Origin of the sequence: Dyella flava (genome assembly GCF_016904955.1) — a bacterium.
In the GTDB taxonomy this organism is placed as follows: domain Bacteria; phylum Pseudomonadota; class Gammaproteobacteria; order Xanthomonadales; family Rhodanobacteraceae; genus Dyella_B; species Dyella_B flava.
Window position 1 is genome coordinate 74,789 of record NZ_JADIKE010000025.1, and the last position, 17,567, is coordinate 92,355.

Consider the following 17,567-nt stretch of genomic DNA (forward strand, 5'->3'; position numbering starts at 1 on the left):
CCTGCGTTTCGACTCAGGCCGCTGCCGGCACGGCGATAGGCGCCTTCGAGCGCCGCGCCTTGTCATGGAAGTACAGCGCCGACACCAGCGTGATCAGCATGCCGATGCTGGACAGTGTCATCACCGTATCGGCGTAGAACGACGCCCAGGACAGATGCATGCCGCCGAATTCCTTCACCAGGATCACCGCGACGCTGCCCATGTAACCGCTGCTGTCGGCGATATACATGATGAAGCCGACATTGCCGCCCACGCGGAAGGTGGCCAGCATGCGTTCAAAGAAAGTGGCGTTGTACGGCACGTAGGCCAGGTACAGACCGAAGCCGGTCAGGCCGATCCAGCCCAGCGGATCGATCATCGCGTGGTTGTGCATCCAGGTGGCCAGCACCGCGATGGCAAAGCCGCCGAAGATCAGCACGTGGTTGAGCATCAGCGCTTTGAGGTTGTCGCGCACGATCATGGTGAAGGCGGTGATGATCAGCACGGCGATGGCAATCGGTACTTCGGTTTCGGTGAACACGGAAGCATCACCGCCGCGGCCCAGATCGCTCCAGATTTCCGCGGCGAAGTTGTCGCGGAAATCGCGGGTCACGGTCAGCGCGATATAGGCCATGACGATCATCGCGATGCCGGGCAGGAAACGCGCGAGGAAGGCGCGGCGCGTAGCGGCATCCATCGGCACGCGCATGCTGCGCGCGGCGACATCGGCGGCGTCCGGCCCGGGCAGATGTTCCAGGATCCAGGTCGACAGGCACAGCGGTGGGATAAACAGCATGCCGGTGGTGAACGGCATCCAGAACTCGCTGACATGCCAGCGCATCATCAGCCACATGCCGACCGACTTCACCACGCCCGAGCCCACGATAAAGCTGGCGCACATGAATGCGCCCATCATCTCCGTACCGCGGCGACCTTCCAGATAGCCGAAGATCACGCCCCACACCATACCCAGCGGCAGACCGTTGAGGAACAGGAAGGGAATGTTCCAGGGCGCCGGGGTCAGCGCGAAGCCGAGCAGCGCGATCCATGCAAAGCCGATCAGTTCGGCCAGCGTACGTGCGCGCCGCTGGCGCTGGATTTCCGCGATCCAGGTAATGCCGCGCACCTTGCTCAGCATGTAGCCCATCACCTGCGCGATCACCAGCCAGACCTTGTAATCGATGCCGGCCAGATGCAGGCCGTCGAACGACGCAGCCGTGAACGGCTTGCGGAACGCGTACATCGACGCATAGGCCAGGAACGCGGCCGATCCGGCCAGCACATTGATCGCCATGGGATGGCGACGGATATCGGATATACGCGACACGAAAAAACCCGCCAGAGTCAGCCGATGCGGCCGTGTCGGCAGGGTGAAGGGCGCAGGTTACAGCGGCATGGCGATCGCTAGCCGCCGGACCGCCGGCGTCTAAGCGGCAATTTCCTGCGCGAAGCCGGCGATGATGACCCGCGGCCAGCGTTCGAAGCGGGCGTCGTAGTTGTCGAACACGCCCGGACCGACGGGGCGTAGAGCCGGGTGTCGGTCAGGCGGGAGCCCGAGACCATGCTGGCGCCATCGCAATAGCGAAGCAGGGTTTGGCGCGATTTCGCCCATAGGCTGCCGCCCATTCCGGCCACGTCGCAGGTTACGGTTGGTGCTGAAAGGATTCAGCCCTCGACCAGTACCTGGGTGGCCGAGTCATCCACCAGGTCCCGCTTGTTCTTGAAGCGCCAGTAGAGCGTGGGCGCCCTCACACGCGAAACGAGGCTATGACATCTCATCCGATACCTTGCTGCTGATTCGACCGGATGGCTACGTTGGTCTCGTAACGAAGGACAAGGCGCCCACACCCATCGCGTCTTATTTGCAGACTTGCCTGCCGCAGGCTCAATAATCCACGGCGTCCACACTGCTGTGCCTGGATACGACCATCGACGCCATGCTGCGAAACGCCAGCACGGCTACGACCAGCAACAACAACACCGCGATCAGCGATGACAAATGCAGGCCTCGCACGATCTGATCGTTGCGATCGCCCGCCAATGCGCCGAACAGGGCCACGCCCATTGCACCGGCAGCTTGTCGTGCGGCGTTCAGTACACCCGACGCCGTACCTGAAGCTTCCTTTTCCACCGCCGAGAGCACGGTCGTCGTCATCGCCGGAACTCCGAGCCCCATGCCCAGCGGCAACAGGGCGAATGCCGGCAGCATCAGCAAGTACGGGCTGCTTGCACCAAGCAGCAGGAACAAACCGAAGCCCGCGGCATCGATCAGGGCGCCCAATACCATTGGCAGGCGCGCGCCGACTTTTCCCACCAGCCAGCCGCTGAAGATATTGACGCCGAAGAAGGTGGCGGTAAGTGGGAGGTATGCCAGGCCGGTATGCAAGGCGCTGTAGCCAAGCACGCGCTGAAGATAAAGGCTGAGCAGGAAGACGATGCCGTAGTAAGTGAAGTTCATGATGATGCCGTACGTGACGGCCATGCTGAATCCTGGCGCTTTGAAAAAACGCAGCGGCAGCATCGGCGCAGGACTGCGCGATTCGACCAGCAGGAACAGGGGTACGGTGATCAATATCGTGATCACGCAGCACAGCACCAACGGATGCGTCCAGCCCAGCGGATGCGCCTCGATCACCGCCATGGTGAGTCCCGTCAACGCCAGGATGGCCAGCAGTTGCCCGGGCAGATCGAAATGCCGATGCCGTGCTTTGTGCTCCGTTTCCGGTACGCGCAACGTGAGCCATGCGCCGAACAGGCAGACCGGCACATTCACGAAGAAAATGCTGCGCCAGTTGGCGATGCTCATCAGCAAACCGCCGACGATAGGACCCGCAGCAATCGTGATGCTGCCGGCCGCCGTCCACCAACCCACCGCACGGGCGCGCAAGCTGTGTTCGTGAGCGGTGGCGTGACTGAGCAGGGCGAGTGAACACGGCATCATCGCGGCCGCCCCCAGGCCTTGCAGGGCTCTGCCGATAATCAGCGTCACGGTGTCAGTCGCGCAGCCACACAGCATCGAAGCGAGGGCAAACATCGCCATGCCGCCGAGATAGACCCGGCGTGCGCCAAGCCGATCGCCGAGGTAGCCCATGCCGAGCAGCAGCGCTGCAAAGGTCAGTGCATAGGCATCCACCACCCACTGCAGGCCGGCCACGCCGGTATGCAGATCATTGGCCATGTGCGGCAAGGCGACGTTGACGATGGTGACATCGAGTTGTACCAGCGCGAAGCCGAAACTCGTCGCGGTAGTGATGCGCGCGATGCCGCGGTGAAAAGATCGCTGGTTCATCACCAATCAGGTCTGGCGGGCGGATGGTTGAAGCTTATGGCGCTGCGATGATGGATATTTTGTTGTGGGACGTAATATCCGGATTTTGTTCAGGGTAAAGGACTCCGCTTTTCCTCCGGGGCACGCGGGGAGAGCACATGGATGTGCTCGGCTATGAGGAGCGAGGAGAGGACCGAGGTGAGGGGTCAACCTCGCGAAGAGCTTTGCAGAAATAGCAGGCGCAGCTTTGAAGATCACCGCAAGCGCGGCCCCTCACCCCAACCCCCGGATCAAGTCCGGGGCAGGCTCTCTCCCCGGAGGGGAGAGGGAGTAGAGCGCGAGATCGCGTTAGTGGGCAGCCGTGGGCTTCACCCAGGTTTCGAACAACTCATCGATACGGCGGTATTCGTCGTACCACGAATCGGCGTGTTCGAATTCGTGTCGCTCCAGCGGATACACCGAGATCCAGAAGTTCTTCTTGTGCAGTTCGACGAAGCGTTCGTACAGGCGGACGGAGTCGCTGGCCATGACGTTGTCGTCGATCAGGCCGTGGTTGATCAGCAGCGGATCGCGCAGGTTCTCGGCGTAGGTGATCGGCGAGCTGATCTTGTACGCCTCCGGATCGAGCTGCGGGGTGTTGAGGATGCCGGAAGTGTACTGGTCGTTGTAGGTGATCCAGTCAGCCGGCGGACGTTGCGCTGCGCCGGCGGCAAACTCGCCCGGTGCGCGCAGCAAGGCCATCTCGGTCATGAAGCCGCCGTAGCTGCCGCCATAGATGCCTACGCGCTTCGGATCGACGCCGTGGTTTTTCACCAGCCAGGCCTTGCCGTCGAGCAGGTCCTCCAGCTCGGGATGGCCCATCTGGCGATAGATGGCGGTGCGCCAGGCGCTGCCATAGCCTTGGGATGCGCGGTAATCCATATCGAGCACCACGTAACCCTGTTGCACCAGCAGGTTGTTGAACAATTGCTCGTGCTGGTAGTAAGTGGCCGATTCGGTGACATCCTGCAGATAGCCCGCGCCATGCACAAAGATCACCGCGGGACGCGAGGACGCGGCGTCGGTTTCATTCGCGGGTCCATAGTATTTGGCGTAGATCACGCCGGCACCGTGCGATGACGGCACCTCGACGATCTTCGGCTCGATCCACGCGTGCGCGGTGAAGCCCGGCTTCATGGTGTTGGTGAGTTCGCGCGATGTACCACCTTGCGCACTCTGCACCGCCAGCTGCGGCAACACGTAGGCGGACGAATGCAACACGGCAAGCTGATTGCCATCGGGCGATAGTGCGAACTGATCCATGCCGCCGTACTGGGTGACACGGCTCAAGCTGCCACCGCTCGACGGCACGCGATACACGTCATAGCTGTACGGCGCCACCTGGTTGGTGCGCAGGTAAAACCATTTGCCGTCGTTGGAAAGCTGCGGTTCGCTGACTTCGAACTTGCCGCTAGTCAGGGCCTTGGCCGCACCATCCAACGGCTTTGTATAAAGCTGGGAGTAGCCGGCTTCCTCACTGAGGTACCACAGCGTGCGGTTGTCCTTGAGCCAGCCGAAATCGTTGAAGACCCAGTTGATCCACGCATCGTTGTGCAGACGATGCTGCGGCACGAACGCGTGCTTGCTGAAATCGATGGTGGCGATCCAGCGATCCTTGTTGTCGATGGAAAGAAATTCCAGCGCGACGTTGCTTCCATCGTCGTTCCACGCGATGCCCGCGGTGCCGCTATCCATGCTGTACATCGTCACGGGGCGCACATCGGGCGCCTTCAGTGCCTTGGCTTCGTCGTCCTTGCCGGCCTTTTCGAGCGCGGCGACGGTTTTGCCGCGGATCGCCTTGAGCGGATCGTCCTTGATGCCGGGAAGGTTGTCGGTGGAGAGCGGGTATTGCTTGTGCGTGCTCAGATCGAGCAGCAGCACCGACTGCGGCGCCGGATCATTGCGGCCGACATAGGTGCGCGCATCTTCGGTTTCGGTGTAGCCCGATTCGGTGACGTAGTGAACCACGTACGGCGCTTTGCCATCCTCGTAATGCGCCGGTTGCGTCACCACCAGCATCCAGCGACCGTCCGGCGAGAGCTCGGTATCCACGGCCTGCACTTTGTCGCCGAGATAGAACGGCAGCGGCGCACGGGTGGGATCGCCCGCAGCCAAGGCTTCCTGGTCCGCGTGCAGGGCATCTTTGTCCTGCTTGTTTTGGCGCAGCTCCTTGAACAGGTCGAGCTGTTGCTGTTCCAGCGTGGAAGGCTGCTTGGCCTGCGGATCGTCGGTGAATTTCAACACCGCTGCGGGCGAGGTGACGCCGCTGGCCAGGTCATAGATGTACCAGTTGTTACCGTCGCGGAATTGCAGCGAACGGCCATCGCCGGAAAACTGCGGTGATGATTCCGGCTGCGGGCTGCGCGTCACCTGCACGCGCCGGCCGCTGGCCAGATCGACCAGGAAGACATCGCCATGCAGGATGAAGGCGGCATGCTGGTGCGCGCGGTCATATACCGCCGGGCCTTCCGCCTGGGCCATGGCCGACGGAGCGAGCCTGGTGCTCTGGCCGGTGGCGGGATCGACACGGTAGAGGTCATGCACCGGACTGCCGTCGCGCTTGAGGCTGTAATACAGGTTGCGGCCGTCGACGCTCCAATACGGATTTTCCACCGCCTGACCCATCCAATCCGGATTGGCCATGATGGTTTCCAGATCAAGCGGTTGCGCACTCGGCGCGGTTTCTGCTGCCACGGGCAGGACGGAAAAGGCTATGAGACCGGCAAGCAGCAGGCGGCGCATGGATCGCTCCGTAGTCGAAAACCGGTCAGCATAGCCAAGCGCGCCGGTCTGGCAAGCGCCAAGGGTCCCGTTCCTTGGTATGCCGCGCGCGGTTTAGGCTGGGAGGCCAGCCGCACATCCTTGCGGCATAGAAGGAACCCATGCCTATGCATTCCTTATTGCGTCGCCTGCCTGTTCTTGCCCTGGCTGCGGCCGTTGCCGCGCATGCCAGTAACGCATCACCACCACCCGCTTCGCCTGCGCATCCCGCTTCCAGCAGCTTGCACGGCGTGACGGTGGACGATCCTTATCGCTGGCTGGAGAACCCGCAGGATCCGGCCGTGCAAGCATGGATCGCCGCGCAGAACGCCCATACCGAAGCCGTGCTTGCCGCCATGCCCGACGGCAAGGCGATGAATGCGCGCGTGCAGCAGCTCGCGATCACTTCGACCACGCGTTCTTCGCCGTTGCTGGCCGGCGGCACGCTGTTCTACATGCAGGAAACACCGCCGCAACCGCAGCCGCAACTGATGGCGCAGGCCTGGCCGAATGGCAAGGCGCGCGTGCTGGTGGATCTCAATGCGAATGAGGGCAATACCGCCATCACCGGTTACTGGCCGTCGCCGAGTGGCCGTTATCTGGCGTACGGCACCGCCGAGGGCGGTAGCGAGCTGACCACCTTGCATGTGCTGGATGTCACCACCGGCAAAGCATTGAGCGATGCCTTGCCATATGCCGGCGGTGGTACCACGCCGGAGGGCGTGGCCTGGGACGCGGACGAGCACGGCTTTACCTATGTGCGCTTCCCGCTGCCGCCCGCGGGCAAGGAAGTGCGCCAGTTCGATGCGGCGCTGGTGCATCACGTGATCGGCCAGGCATCGACATCCGATCGCGTGGTGTTCGGCCAGGCTTATTCGAAAGCGGCCGAATATCGTTTGCTCACCTCGCCAGGCGCCAGGCAGCTGGCCGTGCTTGCCAACGTGGGCGACGGCGGTCCGGCCGAGGTCTATCTGCGCGAAGGCACCCGCTGGAACAAGGTGCTGGGCGACGAGGCCAACGTACGCGGCGCCAGCTGGGTTGGCCAGCGCCTGCTCGTGACCAGCTTTGCCGATGCGCCGCGCGGCAAGGTGCTGGCGATCGATGCGCAAGGCAAGGTCAGCACGGTAGTGGCGCAGCGTGATGGCGCGCTGCAAGACGTGGAGCCGGTCGCCGGTGGTTTTCTGGTGACACGCAGCTGGGGTCCGGACTGGTGGGTAGAGCAGTACGACGCACAAGGCCAGTTCGTGCGCCGCGTCGGGCTGCCGGAACATGATATCGGCGTTGAAGGCATCGCCTCCGATGAGGGGCAGGATCACGCACTGATCACCTACGGCGGCTGGACCCTGCCCTCGCGCTGGGCCGACTTCGATGCAAAGACCGGTACGGTGAACACGGTGTTCGAAGTGAAGCCCGCCGGTGATTACAGCAAGGTTGAGGTGCAGCACGTCGAGGGCGTGTCGAAGGATGGCACCAAGGTGCCGGTCACGGTGTTGTCGATGCACGGCATCACGCCCAATGGCCAGCGCCCGACCATTCTCTACAGCTACGGCGGCTTCGATATTCCGATCGCCCCGCACTTCGTCGGTCCGGAACTGGCCTGGCTGGAACGCGGTGGCGTGCTGGCCTTCGCCAATATCCGCGGCGGCAATGAATACGGCGAGGATTGGCACGCACAGGGCCAGAAGCTGCACAAGCAGAACGTCTTCGACGATTTCCATGCCGCGGCGTTGGCGCTGCTCGATACACATTGGACCGACCGTCAGCATCTGGGCATTCTCGGCGGCAGCAATGGCGGCCTGTTGATGGGCGCGTCGCTGGTGCAACATCCGGGTGACTATCGCGCGGTGGTGTCGCTGGTGGGCATCTACGACATGATTCGCCATGAAACGGATTTCGCCAATGGCGCTTACAACGTCAGCGAATACGGCTCGATCAGTGACCCGGCGCAGTTCAAGGCCACGCTGGCCTATTCACCGTTGCAGAACGTGAAGCCGCATACCGCGTATCCGGCGGTCTTGATGACCACCGGCGCCAACGATCCGCGGGTTGCGCCGTGGCAGTCGCGCAAGTTCACCGCAGCGTTGCAGAACGCCACGAGCTCGGATCAACCGATTCTGTTGTTGACGCGCATGAATGCCGGGCACGGCATCGGTGCGCCGTTTAGTCAGCGGGTGGGAAATACGGCGATCCTGCTGACGTTCTTCGCGCAGGAGCTCGGCCTGGCTGCGAAGTAGCGTGTCGTGCTGGCTTGCCCCGGACTGGGTCCGGGGTAAGCCAACATGTTCGCGCGGGTTTTGTTGGGTTACGCTGCGCTGATCCCATCTACGTAGTTGCACCATGAGCCTGCTTCCTGCTGTTGAAAACGAAACCGCCGCCAGCCCTACCTACAGTGTGATCTGGCTGCATGGCCTGGGCGCGGATGGGCATGACTTCGCCCCGATCGTGCCGGAGCTGGTTTCGCCGCAATGGCCGGCGTTGCGCTTCGTGTTTCCGCATGCACCGGTACGCCCGGTGACGGTGAACGGCGGCATGCCGATGCGGGCCTGGTACGACATCTATGCGTTCGACCTGGTGGCACGCCAGGATGAAGCAGGCATGCGCGCATCGATCGCGCAGGTGGAAGCCCTGATTGCCCGCGAGCAGGAACGCGGGGTGCCGAGCGAGCGCATTCTTCTTGCGGGTTTTTCACAGGGCGGTGCGATTGCCCTGGCCGCCGGTCTGCGTCATGCGCAGAAGCTGGCGGGCATCATTGCCCTGTCCACCTACCTGCCGCTCGCCGGTTCGCTCGCTGCCGAACGCAGCGCGGCCAATGCGGCGGTACCGATCTTCTGGGGACATGGCACGCTGGATCCGGTGGTGGTCCTGCAACGCGGCCTCGACTCGCGCACTGCCCTGGAAGCGCTTGGCTACCACGTGGCATGGCATACCTATCCGATGCCGCATGCGGTCTGCCCGGAGGAAATCGTGGATCTGCGCCACTGGATCGGCGAACGCCTGCGCTGAAACCCTTCACGGCTGCGGGCATACTGCGCGCATGCCGGAACCGACTGTCAAAGCGCCAAGCCAACCGCATAGTCCGCTGCCGGATTTCTGCAGCCTGCCGGTGATTTCCGCCTTGCTGGTGGTCGGTGCGCTGTGCGTCACGCTGGCCTGGCTGGCTCCGGAGAGCACCCGTGGCTGGCGCGGCTTCAGCGTCGGCATGCTGTTTGTGGAATGGCTGGGACTGGTGACCGGGGTGGCGCTGTGCAAGCTGCGTCCCTGGTTGCTGCGTCTGCCCGGCTTGTTGCCGTATGCCGGTGTATGGGCGGTGATGGTGCTGATCGTGACCATCGGCAGCTTGCTGGCGCAATGGATGGACCGGGTGCTGGACATGCAGATGATCCTCAGCGCACAGAGCGCCTTCGTGCGCGACAACGCACTGATCGCCGCCCTGCTCGGCGCGGCCATGCTGCGTTATTTCTACGTACTGGCCGAATGGCAGGCACGCCTGGCGGCGGTGGCCCACGCCAAGGTGGAGGCCTTGCAGGCGCGCATCCGTCCGCACTTTCTGTTCAACAGCATGAATACGGTCGCCGCGCTGGTACGGGTCGATCCGGTGGCCGCCGAGCGTACCGTGGAAAATCTTTCGGAACTGTTCCGCGCCGCCCTGGGACAGCACGACACGCATACCGCCACCTTGGGCGAGGAACTGCAACTGGTTGATCGCTACCTGGCAATTGAACAGTTGCGCCTCGGCGATCGCCTGCACGTGCGCCGTGAGTTTGATGACCTGCCGAGCGAGGCATCGCTGCCCCTGCTGCTGTTGCAGCCGCTGGTGGAAAACGCGGTGCGCCACGGCATCCAACCCTTGCGCGAAGGCGGCGAAGTGATCCTGCGCGTCAGGCGCGAAGACGGCATGATGCTGATCGAGATCGACAACCCGCTGGCCGACGCACCGAGCACGGGTGGTAGCGGTCACGGCCTGAACAACGTGCGCCAGCGCGTGGCTTATCACTTTGGTACACGCGCGAATGTGGAAGCGGGGCCGCAGCAGGGCCGCTTTGTAGTGACATTGCGTTTGCCGGTGGAGATACGCCATGCGCGTGCTGATCGTCGATGACGAGCCACTGGCGCGCGCGCGCCTCGCGGCCTTGCTGGCCGAGTGTGAGGATGTCGACATCGTCGGCAGCGTCGGGGATGGCGAAACCGCGCTCGCGGTGTTGTCCGAAACACGTCCCGATGTGCTCCTGCTGGACATCAACATGCCCGGTCTGGACGGCAAGGCCCTGGCCGCAAAGCTGGCAAACCGCCAGCGACCGCAAATCGTCTTCTGCACGGCCTATGAAGCACACGCCGTGCATGCGTTCGACCTCGGCGCCGCCGATTACCTGCTCAAGCCGGTGCGCGTAGAACGCCTGCGCGATGCACTCAAACGTGTGCGGCAGCGGCTGGACACGCAACCACGCGAGCCGACCGGCTGGTTGCATGCGCGCGTGCGCGGCGAACCGGTGCGCATGGCGCTGGATGATGTGATCTGCCTGCTGGCGGAAGAGAAGTACGTCATCGCGCGTCGCCATAGCGACCAGTTGCTGCTCGACGAATCGCTGCGGCAGCTGGAAGAAACCTATCCCGATCAGCTGATTCGCCTGCATCGCAATTGCCTGGTTCCCGCCCATCGCCTGGTCGGACTGAAGACACTGACCGATGGCCGTGTGCTGGCTCGTCTGGCCGGTACGGATTTCAGCCCGGAAGTAAGCCGCCGCAATTTGCCCACACTGCGCAAGCTGCTGCGCATGGGCTAAGCATCCTTAAGTGCGCCACAATAGCGTCACCCCAACCCCTCCGGAACTGCCATGACGCCCTCGACTCTGCGCATCGCCACGCGCAAAAGTGCGCTCGCACTGTGGCAAGCCGAACATGTGGCGGGATTGTTGCGGGCAGCGCATCCGGGGCTGCGGGTGGAACTGGTACCGCTGTCGACGCGTGGCGATGAAATTCTCGACAAGTCACTGGCTACGATCGGTGGCAAGGGGCTGTTCCTCAAGGAACTCGAAGTGGCGATGCTGGAAGACCGCGCCGATCTGGCCGTGCACTCACTGAAAGATGTCCCCTCCGAACTGGAACCGGGCTTTGCGCTGCCGGCGATCCTGCCGCGCGCGGATGCTGCCGATGCGTTCGTGAGCAATGACTACGCCGAGCTGATGGCGCTGCCACATGGTGCGCGGGTGGGCACATCGTCCTTGCGCCGGCAGGCACAACTGCGGGCGGTGCGGCCCGATCTGACCTTGCTCGACCTGCGCGGCAACGTCGGTACCCGCTTGCAGAAACTCGATGCCGGGCATTACGAGGCGATCCTGCTCGCCTGCGCCGGCCTGGAACGGCTGGGCCTGCACGACCGCATCCGCAGTCGCCTCGCCGCACCGTCGTGGCTGCCCGCACCAGGCCAGGCCGCCATCGCGATCGAGGCGCGCGCGGATCAGCCCGCTGTGCTGGAAGCACTGGCGGTGCTCGACGATGCCGACACGCGCCTGGCGGTGACCGCCGAGCGCGCCATGAATCAGGCGCTCGGTGGCAGTTGCACCGTGCCCGTCGGCGCATGGTGCACCGTAGCCGAACGTGGCCTGCATCTGCGCGGCATGGTGGGCGATGTGAGCAGCGGACGATTACTGATCGCTGAAGACAGCGGCACCGTGGATGATGCGCTGGCCCTGGGTGACAAGGTGGCGCAAGCGTTGTTCGCGCAAGGTGCCGAAGCGCTGCTTGGCCGCTGATTTTTTATCCGCGCACAACCCCGGGTGCAGTCAAGAAAAAAACCTCCCGCGCTTGCGCGCGAAGAGGCTTGAAAGAATCAACTGCGTTGTATTTGTTTTCGATCAGAGGTTGTAGACCAGGTTGGTCGTGGCCAGCGTATCGGTGCGACGAATGCCGGGCAGCACTTCGCTGTTGTGACGCACCTGGAAGCCGACCTTGATCGACAGCTTCTTGGTCATGCTTACCGCCAGGCCTGCATCGTTCTGCAGGTAGGTGTTCTTGGTACCGGCTTCGGTGAGGAAGGTGTCGTCGAATGCCGTGTTATCGGTGAGGCGGTACTTGTAGTTCACCAGGCCACGCGCCACGGCTTCGCTTTGTTGCGGCTCCACCAACGGCACCGTTTCGCCGTTAACGGTCTGCGTGCCGGTGGCCGGCTGGTACTCGGTATAACCGGGACCGATTTCCACCGAGAGCTGCGTGCGATCGGTTTTCAGCGCCAGGTAGCCGTAACCGACCGACACGGTGCCCTGCCAGCGATTGGCGGCGAAGTCGTCGTGGTCGTAACGGAATGCGGTCACAATGTAGCTGCGCGGATCAAGCTTGTAACCCGCCGATGCGCCCACGTCGTAGCGATCAGCCGTGGTATCGAACTGCTTGGCCGAGGTGCCATTGGGTTCGGTGACGGTCACCTGACCCTTGTTGCGCAAGGCATCCAGGAAGAAGTTGTTCTTCCACTGGTCCGTTTCCTGATTCAAGGTCAGCTTTGCGTTGATGTTCTGAGAGCGGGAATTGCCGGTGGTCGAGGCAAAACCCACCTCACCCGAACCGGTCCACTCTCCGGAAGCGGTCTGCGTGCCGGAGGAGGTGTCCTGTGCCTGGGCAGCGAAGGTGGCCAGGGTGGCGAAAGCCAGACCGGTCATCAGGATGTATTTCATCGCTGTGTCGTCCTATTGTTAAAAAGCCGTTGAACGCGCCACTTTAACGGCACGGCTTGAATCTTTAGTGAATATTTAGATCGGTCTTAAAGGATCGGTCTTAGAGCCGATCGCGCGGCCAGAGCGGTTCAGGTTCCACTGAACGGGCCAGAGCGAAGCGCGTCAGGGCGAAGTCGTACAGCCACAGCTCCAGACTTTTGCCGATGACGCAGGCGGTTGCCGCAAAAAAGGCCAGCCAGCGCCCGCCAGGAACGGTCGGCACCAGCAACAGGCTCAGACAGGGCATCACCCAGATGAAGATCGCGGCGAGAAACCGCCGGGACTGCAAGCCATGCGCGCTGCGCTGGTATTCGCCCAGCGCGGGCTCCCGCAAGGATTGCCAGCCCAGCCCGTCGACCAGGCCAAGCAGCATGGCCATCAGCAGCAGGCCGATCCCCAGCGGCAGGGGCTCGACATCGCCGCCGGTCAGGTTGCCCTGGAAGATCACGCACACCCATAACCACAGGCCACCGCCATACCAGGCCGAGAGCACGCGGCTGACTGGCAGCTGGATCGCGATGCCGGCCTTGCTGGCCAGGCGGCGGGTGCGATAACCGTAGGCGCTGGTGATCAGGCACGAGAAGCTGCATACCAGCAGCGCCACGCTGACCAGCCGCGTGGCCCAGAAGGTTTCATTGCCGCGGGCAAGGCCGGCCAGGCCCAGCATGGGCAGATAGGTGGCCAGGGCCAGCAAGGCCTCGCGGGTGGGCCGCTGGCTCGTTCCGATCCGCCAGCCATGCCACTCGGGCATTGCCCGCAAGCGCAGGCAGCCCGCAACCAGCCCCGCACTCACGAAGATGCAACCAAGGGACAACGGGACCAGCGCATCGCCACGGCCGGTGCTGTAGACGCCCAGGGACAACGCCAGGGCAAGCAGCATCCACAAGCCATAGCCGCAAAGGGCCAGGGCCTCCAGAAGCATAGGCGCCAGACCCATCGGTGGGGTGTCCTGGTCGCCGTTAACCGGGTGCGATGATTGGGGCGGTTTCACCATAAGGACCGGGGAAAGTCCACACGCACGCTTGCGGGCGTCACGTAGCATGCTCATGCTACACAAAACCTGCTGCCGAACGTCGACATGGATCGCTACGAGCGCATTCTTACCCTGCACCGTCTGCTGAAATCGGCCCACTACCCGGTGCCGTTGCCCAGGCTGATGGACGAGCTTGAGTGCTCGCGTGCCACGCTGTACCGCGATATCGCCTTCCTGCGCGATGCGTTGGGGGCGCCGATCGAGAGCGCCGGCGGCGAGCACGCGGCCTTCCGCTACGAGGCCACCGAAGGCCAGCGCTTTGAGCTGCCCGGACTGTGGCTGACCTCGGACGAGCTGGCCGCCCTGCTGGCTTTGAACGAACTGATCGGGCGCAGCGGCCCCGGCGTGCTGGCCGGGGCGCTGGCTCCGTTCAAGGCGCGCATTGAAAACCTGCTTTCGGACAAGGCCAGCGGCAAGGCGCTGCCGGTCGAACGCATCCGGGTGATTCCCTGGGGTGAACGCAAGCTGGACCAGCAGGCTTTCCGCATCACTGCCGGCGCCGTGCTCGATCGTAAGCAACTGCGTTTCCTGTACCGCGCACGCACCACCAATAACGAAAGCCGCCGCACGGTGTCGCCGCAGCGGCTGACGCACTACCGCGACAACTGGTACCTGGATGCCTGGGACCATGATCGCGAAGCCCTGCGCAGCTTTGCGGTCGATCGCATTGCCGAACCGCACACCCTGGAAACCTCAGCCACCGACGTGGCAGAAAACGATCTCAATGAACTGTTGGCCTCCAGCTACGGCATCTTCGCCGGCAAGCCCAAGGCCTGGGCCACCATCCGTTTCTCGGCCCACGCCGCGCGCTGGGTGGCCGACGAGCACTGGCATTCGCAGCAGAAGGGCACTTGGCTGCCTGATGGACGCTACGAATTGCAGCTGCCGTATTCCAATTCGCGTGAGCTGTTGATGGACATACTCAAGTACGGCCCGGATGCGGAAATCGTGGCCCCGCTGCCGTTGCGCGAAGAGATGAAGATCATGCTGCAACTCGCCTTAGGCGGATATCAGTAATCCAACGCCTAGGGCCTGTTAGCACTATTGGCGTAGCCCGCGTTGCCGTGGAGTGGTCGTCAGGTGGTAGTGCGCGGCGCAGGCTTGGCTGGCTGCCAAGGCAAGCCGCGCGCTGCCGCATGGCGGCCACTCCTCGGCAACCCGAAGGGCCGGGTCTGTTTGCCCACCATCCGGCGTCATCGCTCGGTCGTGTACCGACGTACACTCCTTCACTCTTCCTTGGCTGGCGCGCAAACAGCTCCCGGCGCTGGCCACGCCAATAGTGCTAACAGGCCCTAGTATCCCGCGCTACCATGCCGTGGATGGCTGTCATCGATCCCCGACACGAAACTGCTGCCAAGGCAAAGCGTAAACCGACCATTGCGCTGGCGCTTGGCGCAGGCGGCGCCAAAGGCCTGGCGCATATTGGCGCTATTGAAGAGCTCGAAGCGCAGGGTTTTCAGATCGTCGCCATCGCCGGTTGTTCGATGGGTGCGCTGATCGGCGGTATTCACGCCATGGGCAAGCTCGATGTCTATCGCGACTGGATCTGCTCGCTGGACAAGTTCGACGTGCTGAAACTGGTCGACTGGTCGTTTTCCTTTTCCGGTGGCGGCCTGATCAAGGGCGAGAAAATCATCGGCACCTTGATGGAATTGATTGGCGATATCAGCATCGAAGAATTGCCGATCGCGTTCACTGCCGTCGCCACCGATATCGAGAGGGAACGCGAAGTATGGCTGACGCGCGGTTCGCTGTTCGATGCCATTCGCGCCTCCATCGCGATACCGACGCTGTTTCGTCCGCACGCCATCGATGGACGCCTGTTGGTCGATGGCGCATTGCTCAATCCCGTGCCCGTCACGCCGTTGATTCGTGATCCGGCTGATTACCTGGTGGCGGTAAGCATTGACGGACCCGCCGATACAAACCTGCCGGTGGAAATGTCCGCCGGCGATACCGCCGGCAAGCGCGGCATCGGCCGTTTGCTGGGCCGCTTGTTGCCGGGCGGCGAAACGAAACCGCTGGATCCGAAAACGCACGAACCCGGCGCGCTGGAACTGTTGGGACAGTCGATGGATCTGATGCAGGCCAATCTCTCGCGCTTGCGCCTGGCGGCCTATCAACCGGATCTGCTGGTGCAACTGGCGCGCAATGTATCGAGCGCATACGAGTTTTATCGTGCGCGCGAATTGATCGAGCTGGGCCGCGAAAAGACCCGCGCGGCGCTGGCAGCGTGGAATCCCTGAAAAGCCGTGCGTTGGGAATACATGCACGGATCGTTGGGTTAGACGCGATGCTTCTACTTTGGCGCCGTCCCGGCGAAGGCCGGGACGACGCGGTACAGTGATCGCAACGCAGCTGAGCGCAAAGTCCTATGCGCGAACGATTCCCGATTCAGGCACTAACGCACCCATTCACCTTGATCCAGCTGTCCAGGTACATCTTCAGCGCCACGGCCTGATTGTGTTCCTCGTCTTTCGCACCATAGAGCAGCGTGACGCGATGTCGTTCAGCCTGGACGACCAAGGGTCGCCAGAAGGTTCTGCGTGCGTCCAGTTCACCGGCGTAACGATGACGAAAACACTCCCAGCGAGCGGGATCATGGCCAAACCATTCGCGCAACGCCGTGCTTGGCGCCAGTTCGCGGGCCCAGATATCCAGGGCCGCGTCTTCTTTCTTCAGGCCTCGCGGCCATATGCGATCGACCAGCACACGATAGCCATCCGACTTGGCGGCGGGCTCGTAGACGCGCTTGACAGCAATACTCACGGACGGTCTCCCGTACGGAACTACGACCTTTGAGCATACGCCTTCAAGGCGAGGAGTGAGTGAAGAGGAGTGAGGTGCCAGAGAAGGCGGCCCCCTCACGCACTCCCGGTGCTCACGCTTCCTCGACGCTGGTGACCTTGGCGCGGCGCATCAGCCATGCGACCCCGCGCAGATCCGCCACGCCCACCCACAAGCGGTCGAGCATGCCGTACTTGGAGGTGCCCGCCGTGCGCGGACGATGTCCCACCGGCACGCTCTGGCTGCGGAAGCCCGCACGCTTGACCAGCGCCGGCAGATAGCGGTGCATGTGATCGAAGTACGGCAGGCGCAGGAACACCTCGCGCTCGAACAGCTTGAGGCCACAGCCGGTATCGGGCGTGTTATCGCGCAGCATGCGCGAACGCACCGCGTTGGCGATCTTGGAGGAAATGCGCTTGTTGAAGCTGTCCCGGCGCGTGGTGCGCCAGCCGGCAAACAGCTTGAAATCCGCTTCGGCGGCATCGCGCGCGGCGAGCAGCTTGGAAATATCGGCCGGATCGTTCTGGCCGTCGCCGTCCAGGGTCGCCACCCACGGCGCACGCGCGGCGCGCACGCCATTCCACACGGCCGTGCTCTGCCCGCTGCGGTTCACATGGTGCAGCACGCGCAATTCCGGATAGCTGGCTTTCTGCGTGTTCAACACCGCCCGGCTGTCGTCGCTGGAATCGTCATCGACATAGACGACCTCGAAATCCACCTTGCCGCGCAGGGCGGCAGCGATTTCGGCGAGCAGCGGCGGGATGTTGTCGCGTTCGTTGAAGACGGGCACGACGACGGAGAGTTGCGGCATGAAAGAAACCCCGGATTGCGATATGGACGCCTGGTTGCGCCAGCGTAAGGTTCAAAAATTGCGGGATGGAGGCAGCAAGAGCTTAGGAGAGAGTGGAGAGGAGTGAGGAGTGAGAGAGAGCAGATCAGGAGCGGGAGGGCTTTTCCTCTTACTTCTCGCTCCTCTCCACTCTCTCCTCGCTCTGCG

The 17,567-nt window shown here is 63.0% G+C and carries 15 protein-coding genes; 8 read left to right on the forward strand and 7 right to left on the reverse strand.

The annotated features are described in order from the left end of the window. Window positions 1-13: 13 nt before the first annotated feature. The gene (locus tag ISP19_RS02615; protein WP_284384789.1) at window positions 14-1,306 is read right to left on the reverse strand and encodes a DUF5690 family protein; all 1,293 of its coding nucleotides are present in this window, start codon (window positions 1,304-1,306) and stop codon (window positions 14-16) included. Window positions 1,307-1,766: 460 nt separating this feature from the next. Between ISP19_RS02615 and ISP19_RS21665 the strand changes: the two genes are divergently transcribed. Beyond that, window positions 1,767-1,871 carry a hypothetical protein gene (locus ISP19_RS21665; protein ID WP_446682151.1) on the forward strand — a complete coding sequence of 35 codons (105 nt, stop codon included), beginning with the start codon at window positions 1,767-1,769 and terminating at the stop codon, window positions 1,869-1,871. Here the strand turns inward: ISP19_RS21665 and ISP19_RS02620 are convergent. Further along, window positions 1,865-3,268 carry an MFS transporter gene (locus ISP19_RS02620; protein ID WP_204679452.1) on the reverse strand — a complete coding sequence of 468 codons (1,404 nt, stop codon included), beginning with the start codon at window positions 3,266-3,268 and terminating at the stop codon, window positions 1,865-1,867. The genes ISP19_RS21665 and ISP19_RS02620 overlap by 7 nt on opposite strands. 327 nt (window positions 3,269-3,595) lie before the next feature. Further along, the gene (locus ISP19_RS02625; RefSeq protein ID WP_204679454.1) at window positions 3,596-6,028 is read right to left on the reverse strand and encodes a S9 family peptidase; all 2,433 of its coding nucleotides are present in this window, start codon (window positions 6,026-6,028) and stop codon (window positions 3,596-3,598) included. A gap of 140 nt (window positions 6,029-6,168) precedes the next feature. On the opposite strand from ISP19_RS02625, the gene ISP19_RS02630 reads away from it, so the two are divergent. From ISP19_RS02630 to hemC, 5 genes are all read left to right on the forward strand, one after another. Beyond that, the gene (locus tag ISP19_RS02630) at window positions 6,169-8,280 is read left to right on the forward strand and encodes a prolyl oligopeptidase family serine peptidase (protein ID WP_204679456.1); all 2,112 of its coding nucleotides are present in this window, start codon (window positions 6,169-6,171) and stop codon (window positions 8,278-8,280) included. 103 nt (window positions 8,281-8,383) lie between these two features. Next, window positions 8,384-9,049: an alpha/beta hydrolase gene (locus ISP19_RS02635; protein WP_204679458.1), complete on the forward strand. Its 666-nt coding sequence runs from the start codon at window positions 8,384-8,386 to the stop codon at window positions 9,047-9,049. A gap of 31 nt (window positions 9,050-9,080) precedes the next feature. Further along, a complete protein-coding gene (locus ISP19_RS02640; protein ID WP_204679460.1) occupies window positions 9,081-10,145 on the forward strand; it encodes a sensor histidine kinase in 1,065 nt (354 codons plus the stop codon). Further along, entirely contained in the window at window positions 10,123-10,827 is a 705-nt protein-coding gene (locus tag ISP19_RS02645) for a LytR/AlgR family response regulator transcription factor (protein ID WP_204679462.1), read from the forward strand. The genes ISP19_RS02640 and ISP19_RS02645 overlap by 23 nt, the downstream gene beginning before the upstream one ends. 51 nt (window positions 10,828-10,878) lie before the next feature. Further along, on the forward strand, window positions 10,879-11,796 hold the full coding sequence (gene hemC / locus ISP19_RS02650) for a hydroxymethylbilane synthase (protein WP_204679477.1): 918 nt from the start codon (window positions 10,879-10,881) through the stop codon (window positions 11,794-11,796). 102 nt (window positions 11,797-11,898) lie between these two features. Here hemC and ISP19_RS02655 read toward each other — a convergent pair whose 3' ends face one another. Together ISP19_RS02655 and ISP19_RS02660 are read right to left on the reverse strand one after the other, a co-directional pair. After that, window positions 11,899-12,711 (reverse strand): DUF481 domain-containing protein, encoded by an 813-nt coding sequence (locus ISP19_RS02655; protein WP_204679479.1) that lies wholly within the window; start codon window positions 12,709-12,711, stop codon window positions 11,899-11,901. A 100-nt stretch (window positions 12,712-12,811) separates the two neighbouring features. Then, the gene (locus ISP19_RS02660; RefSeq protein ID WP_204679481.1) at window positions 12,812-13,687 is read right to left on the reverse strand and encodes a hypothetical protein; all 876 of its coding nucleotides are present in this window, start codon (window positions 13,685-13,687) and stop codon (window positions 12,812-12,814) included. A gap of 141 nt (window positions 13,688-13,828) precedes the next feature. On the opposite strand from ISP19_RS02660, the gene ISP19_RS02665 reads away from it, so the two are divergent. Next, entirely contained in the window at window positions 13,829-14,800 is a 972-nt protein-coding gene (locus tag ISP19_RS02665; protein ID WP_204679483.1) for a helix-turn-helix transcriptional regulator, read from the forward strand. A 302-nt stretch (window positions 14,801-15,102) separates the two neighbouring features. Continuing rightward, on the forward strand, window positions 15,103-16,029 hold the full coding sequence (locus ISP19_RS02670; protein WP_204679485.1) for a patatin-like phospholipase family protein: 927 nt from the start codon (window positions 15,103-15,105) through the stop codon (window positions 16,027-16,029). Between the two features lie 148 nt (window positions 16,030-16,177). On the opposite strand, the gene ISP19_RS02675 is transcribed toward ISP19_RS02670, so the two are convergent. Both ISP19_RS02675 and ISP19_RS02680 read right to left on the reverse strand, forming a co-directional pair. Further along, a complete protein-coding gene (locus tag ISP19_RS02675; protein ID WP_204679487.1) occupies window positions 16,178-16,552 on the reverse strand; it encodes a DUF488 domain-containing protein in 375 nt (124 codons plus the stop codon). A 112-nt stretch (window positions 16,553-16,664) separates the two neighbouring features. Further along, window positions 16,665-17,381 carry a glycosyltransferase gene (locus ISP19_RS02680; protein ID WP_204679489.1) on the reverse strand — a complete coding sequence of 239 codons (717 nt, stop codon included), beginning with the start codon at window positions 17,379-17,381 and terminating at the stop codon, window positions 16,665-16,667. Between the last annotated feature and the right edge of the window lie 186 nt (window positions 17,382-17,567).

Coding starts and splice junctions, on each gene's coding strand:
- ISP19_RS02620 (WP_204679452.1), bottom strand. CDS start 3,268: ATGAACCAGCGATCTTTTCACCGCGGCATCGCGCGCATCACTACCGCG.
- ISP19_RS02625 (WP_204679454.1), bottom strand. CDS start 6,028: ATGCGCCGCCTGCTGCTTGCCGGTCTCATAGCCTTTTCCGTCCTGCCC.
- ISP19_RS02630 (WP_204679456.1), top strand. CDS start 6,169: ATGCCTATGCATTCCTTATTGCGTCGCCTGCCTGTTCTTGCCCTGGCT.
- ISP19_RS02635 (WP_204679458.1), top strand. CDS start 8,384: ATGAGCCTGCTTCCTGCTGTTGAAAACGAAACCGCCGCCAGCCCTACC.
- ISP19_RS02640 (WP_204679460.1), top strand. CDS start 9,081: ATGCCGGAACCGACTGTCAAAGCGCCAAGCCAACCGCATAGTCCGCTG.
- ISP19_RS02645 (WP_204679462.1), top strand. CDS start 10,123: ATGCGCGTGCTGATCGTCGATGACGAGCCACTGGCGCGCGCGCGCCTC.
- hemC (WP_204679477.1), top strand. CDS start 10,879: ATGACGCCCTCGACTCTGCGCATCGCCACGCGCAAAAGTGCGCTCGCA.
- ISP19_RS02655 (WP_204679479.1), bottom strand. CDS start 12,711: ATGAAATACATCCTGATGACCGGTCTGGCTTTCGCCACCCTGGCCACC.
- ISP19_RS02660 (WP_204679481.1), bottom strand. CDS start 13,687: ATGGGTCTGGCGCCTATGCTTCTGGAGGCCCTGGCCCTTTGCGGCTAT.
- ISP19_RS02665 (WP_204679483.1), top strand. CDS start 13,829: ATGGATCGCTACGAGCGCATTCTTACCCTGCACCGTCTGCTGAAATCG.
- ISP19_RS02670 (WP_204679485.1), top strand. CDS start 15,103: ATGGCTGTCATCGATCCCCGACACGAAACTGCTGCCAAGGCAAAGCGT.
- ISP19_RS02680 (WP_204679489.1), bottom strand. CDS start 17,381: ATGCCGCAACTCTCCGTCGTCGTGCCCGTCTTCAACGAACGCGACAAC.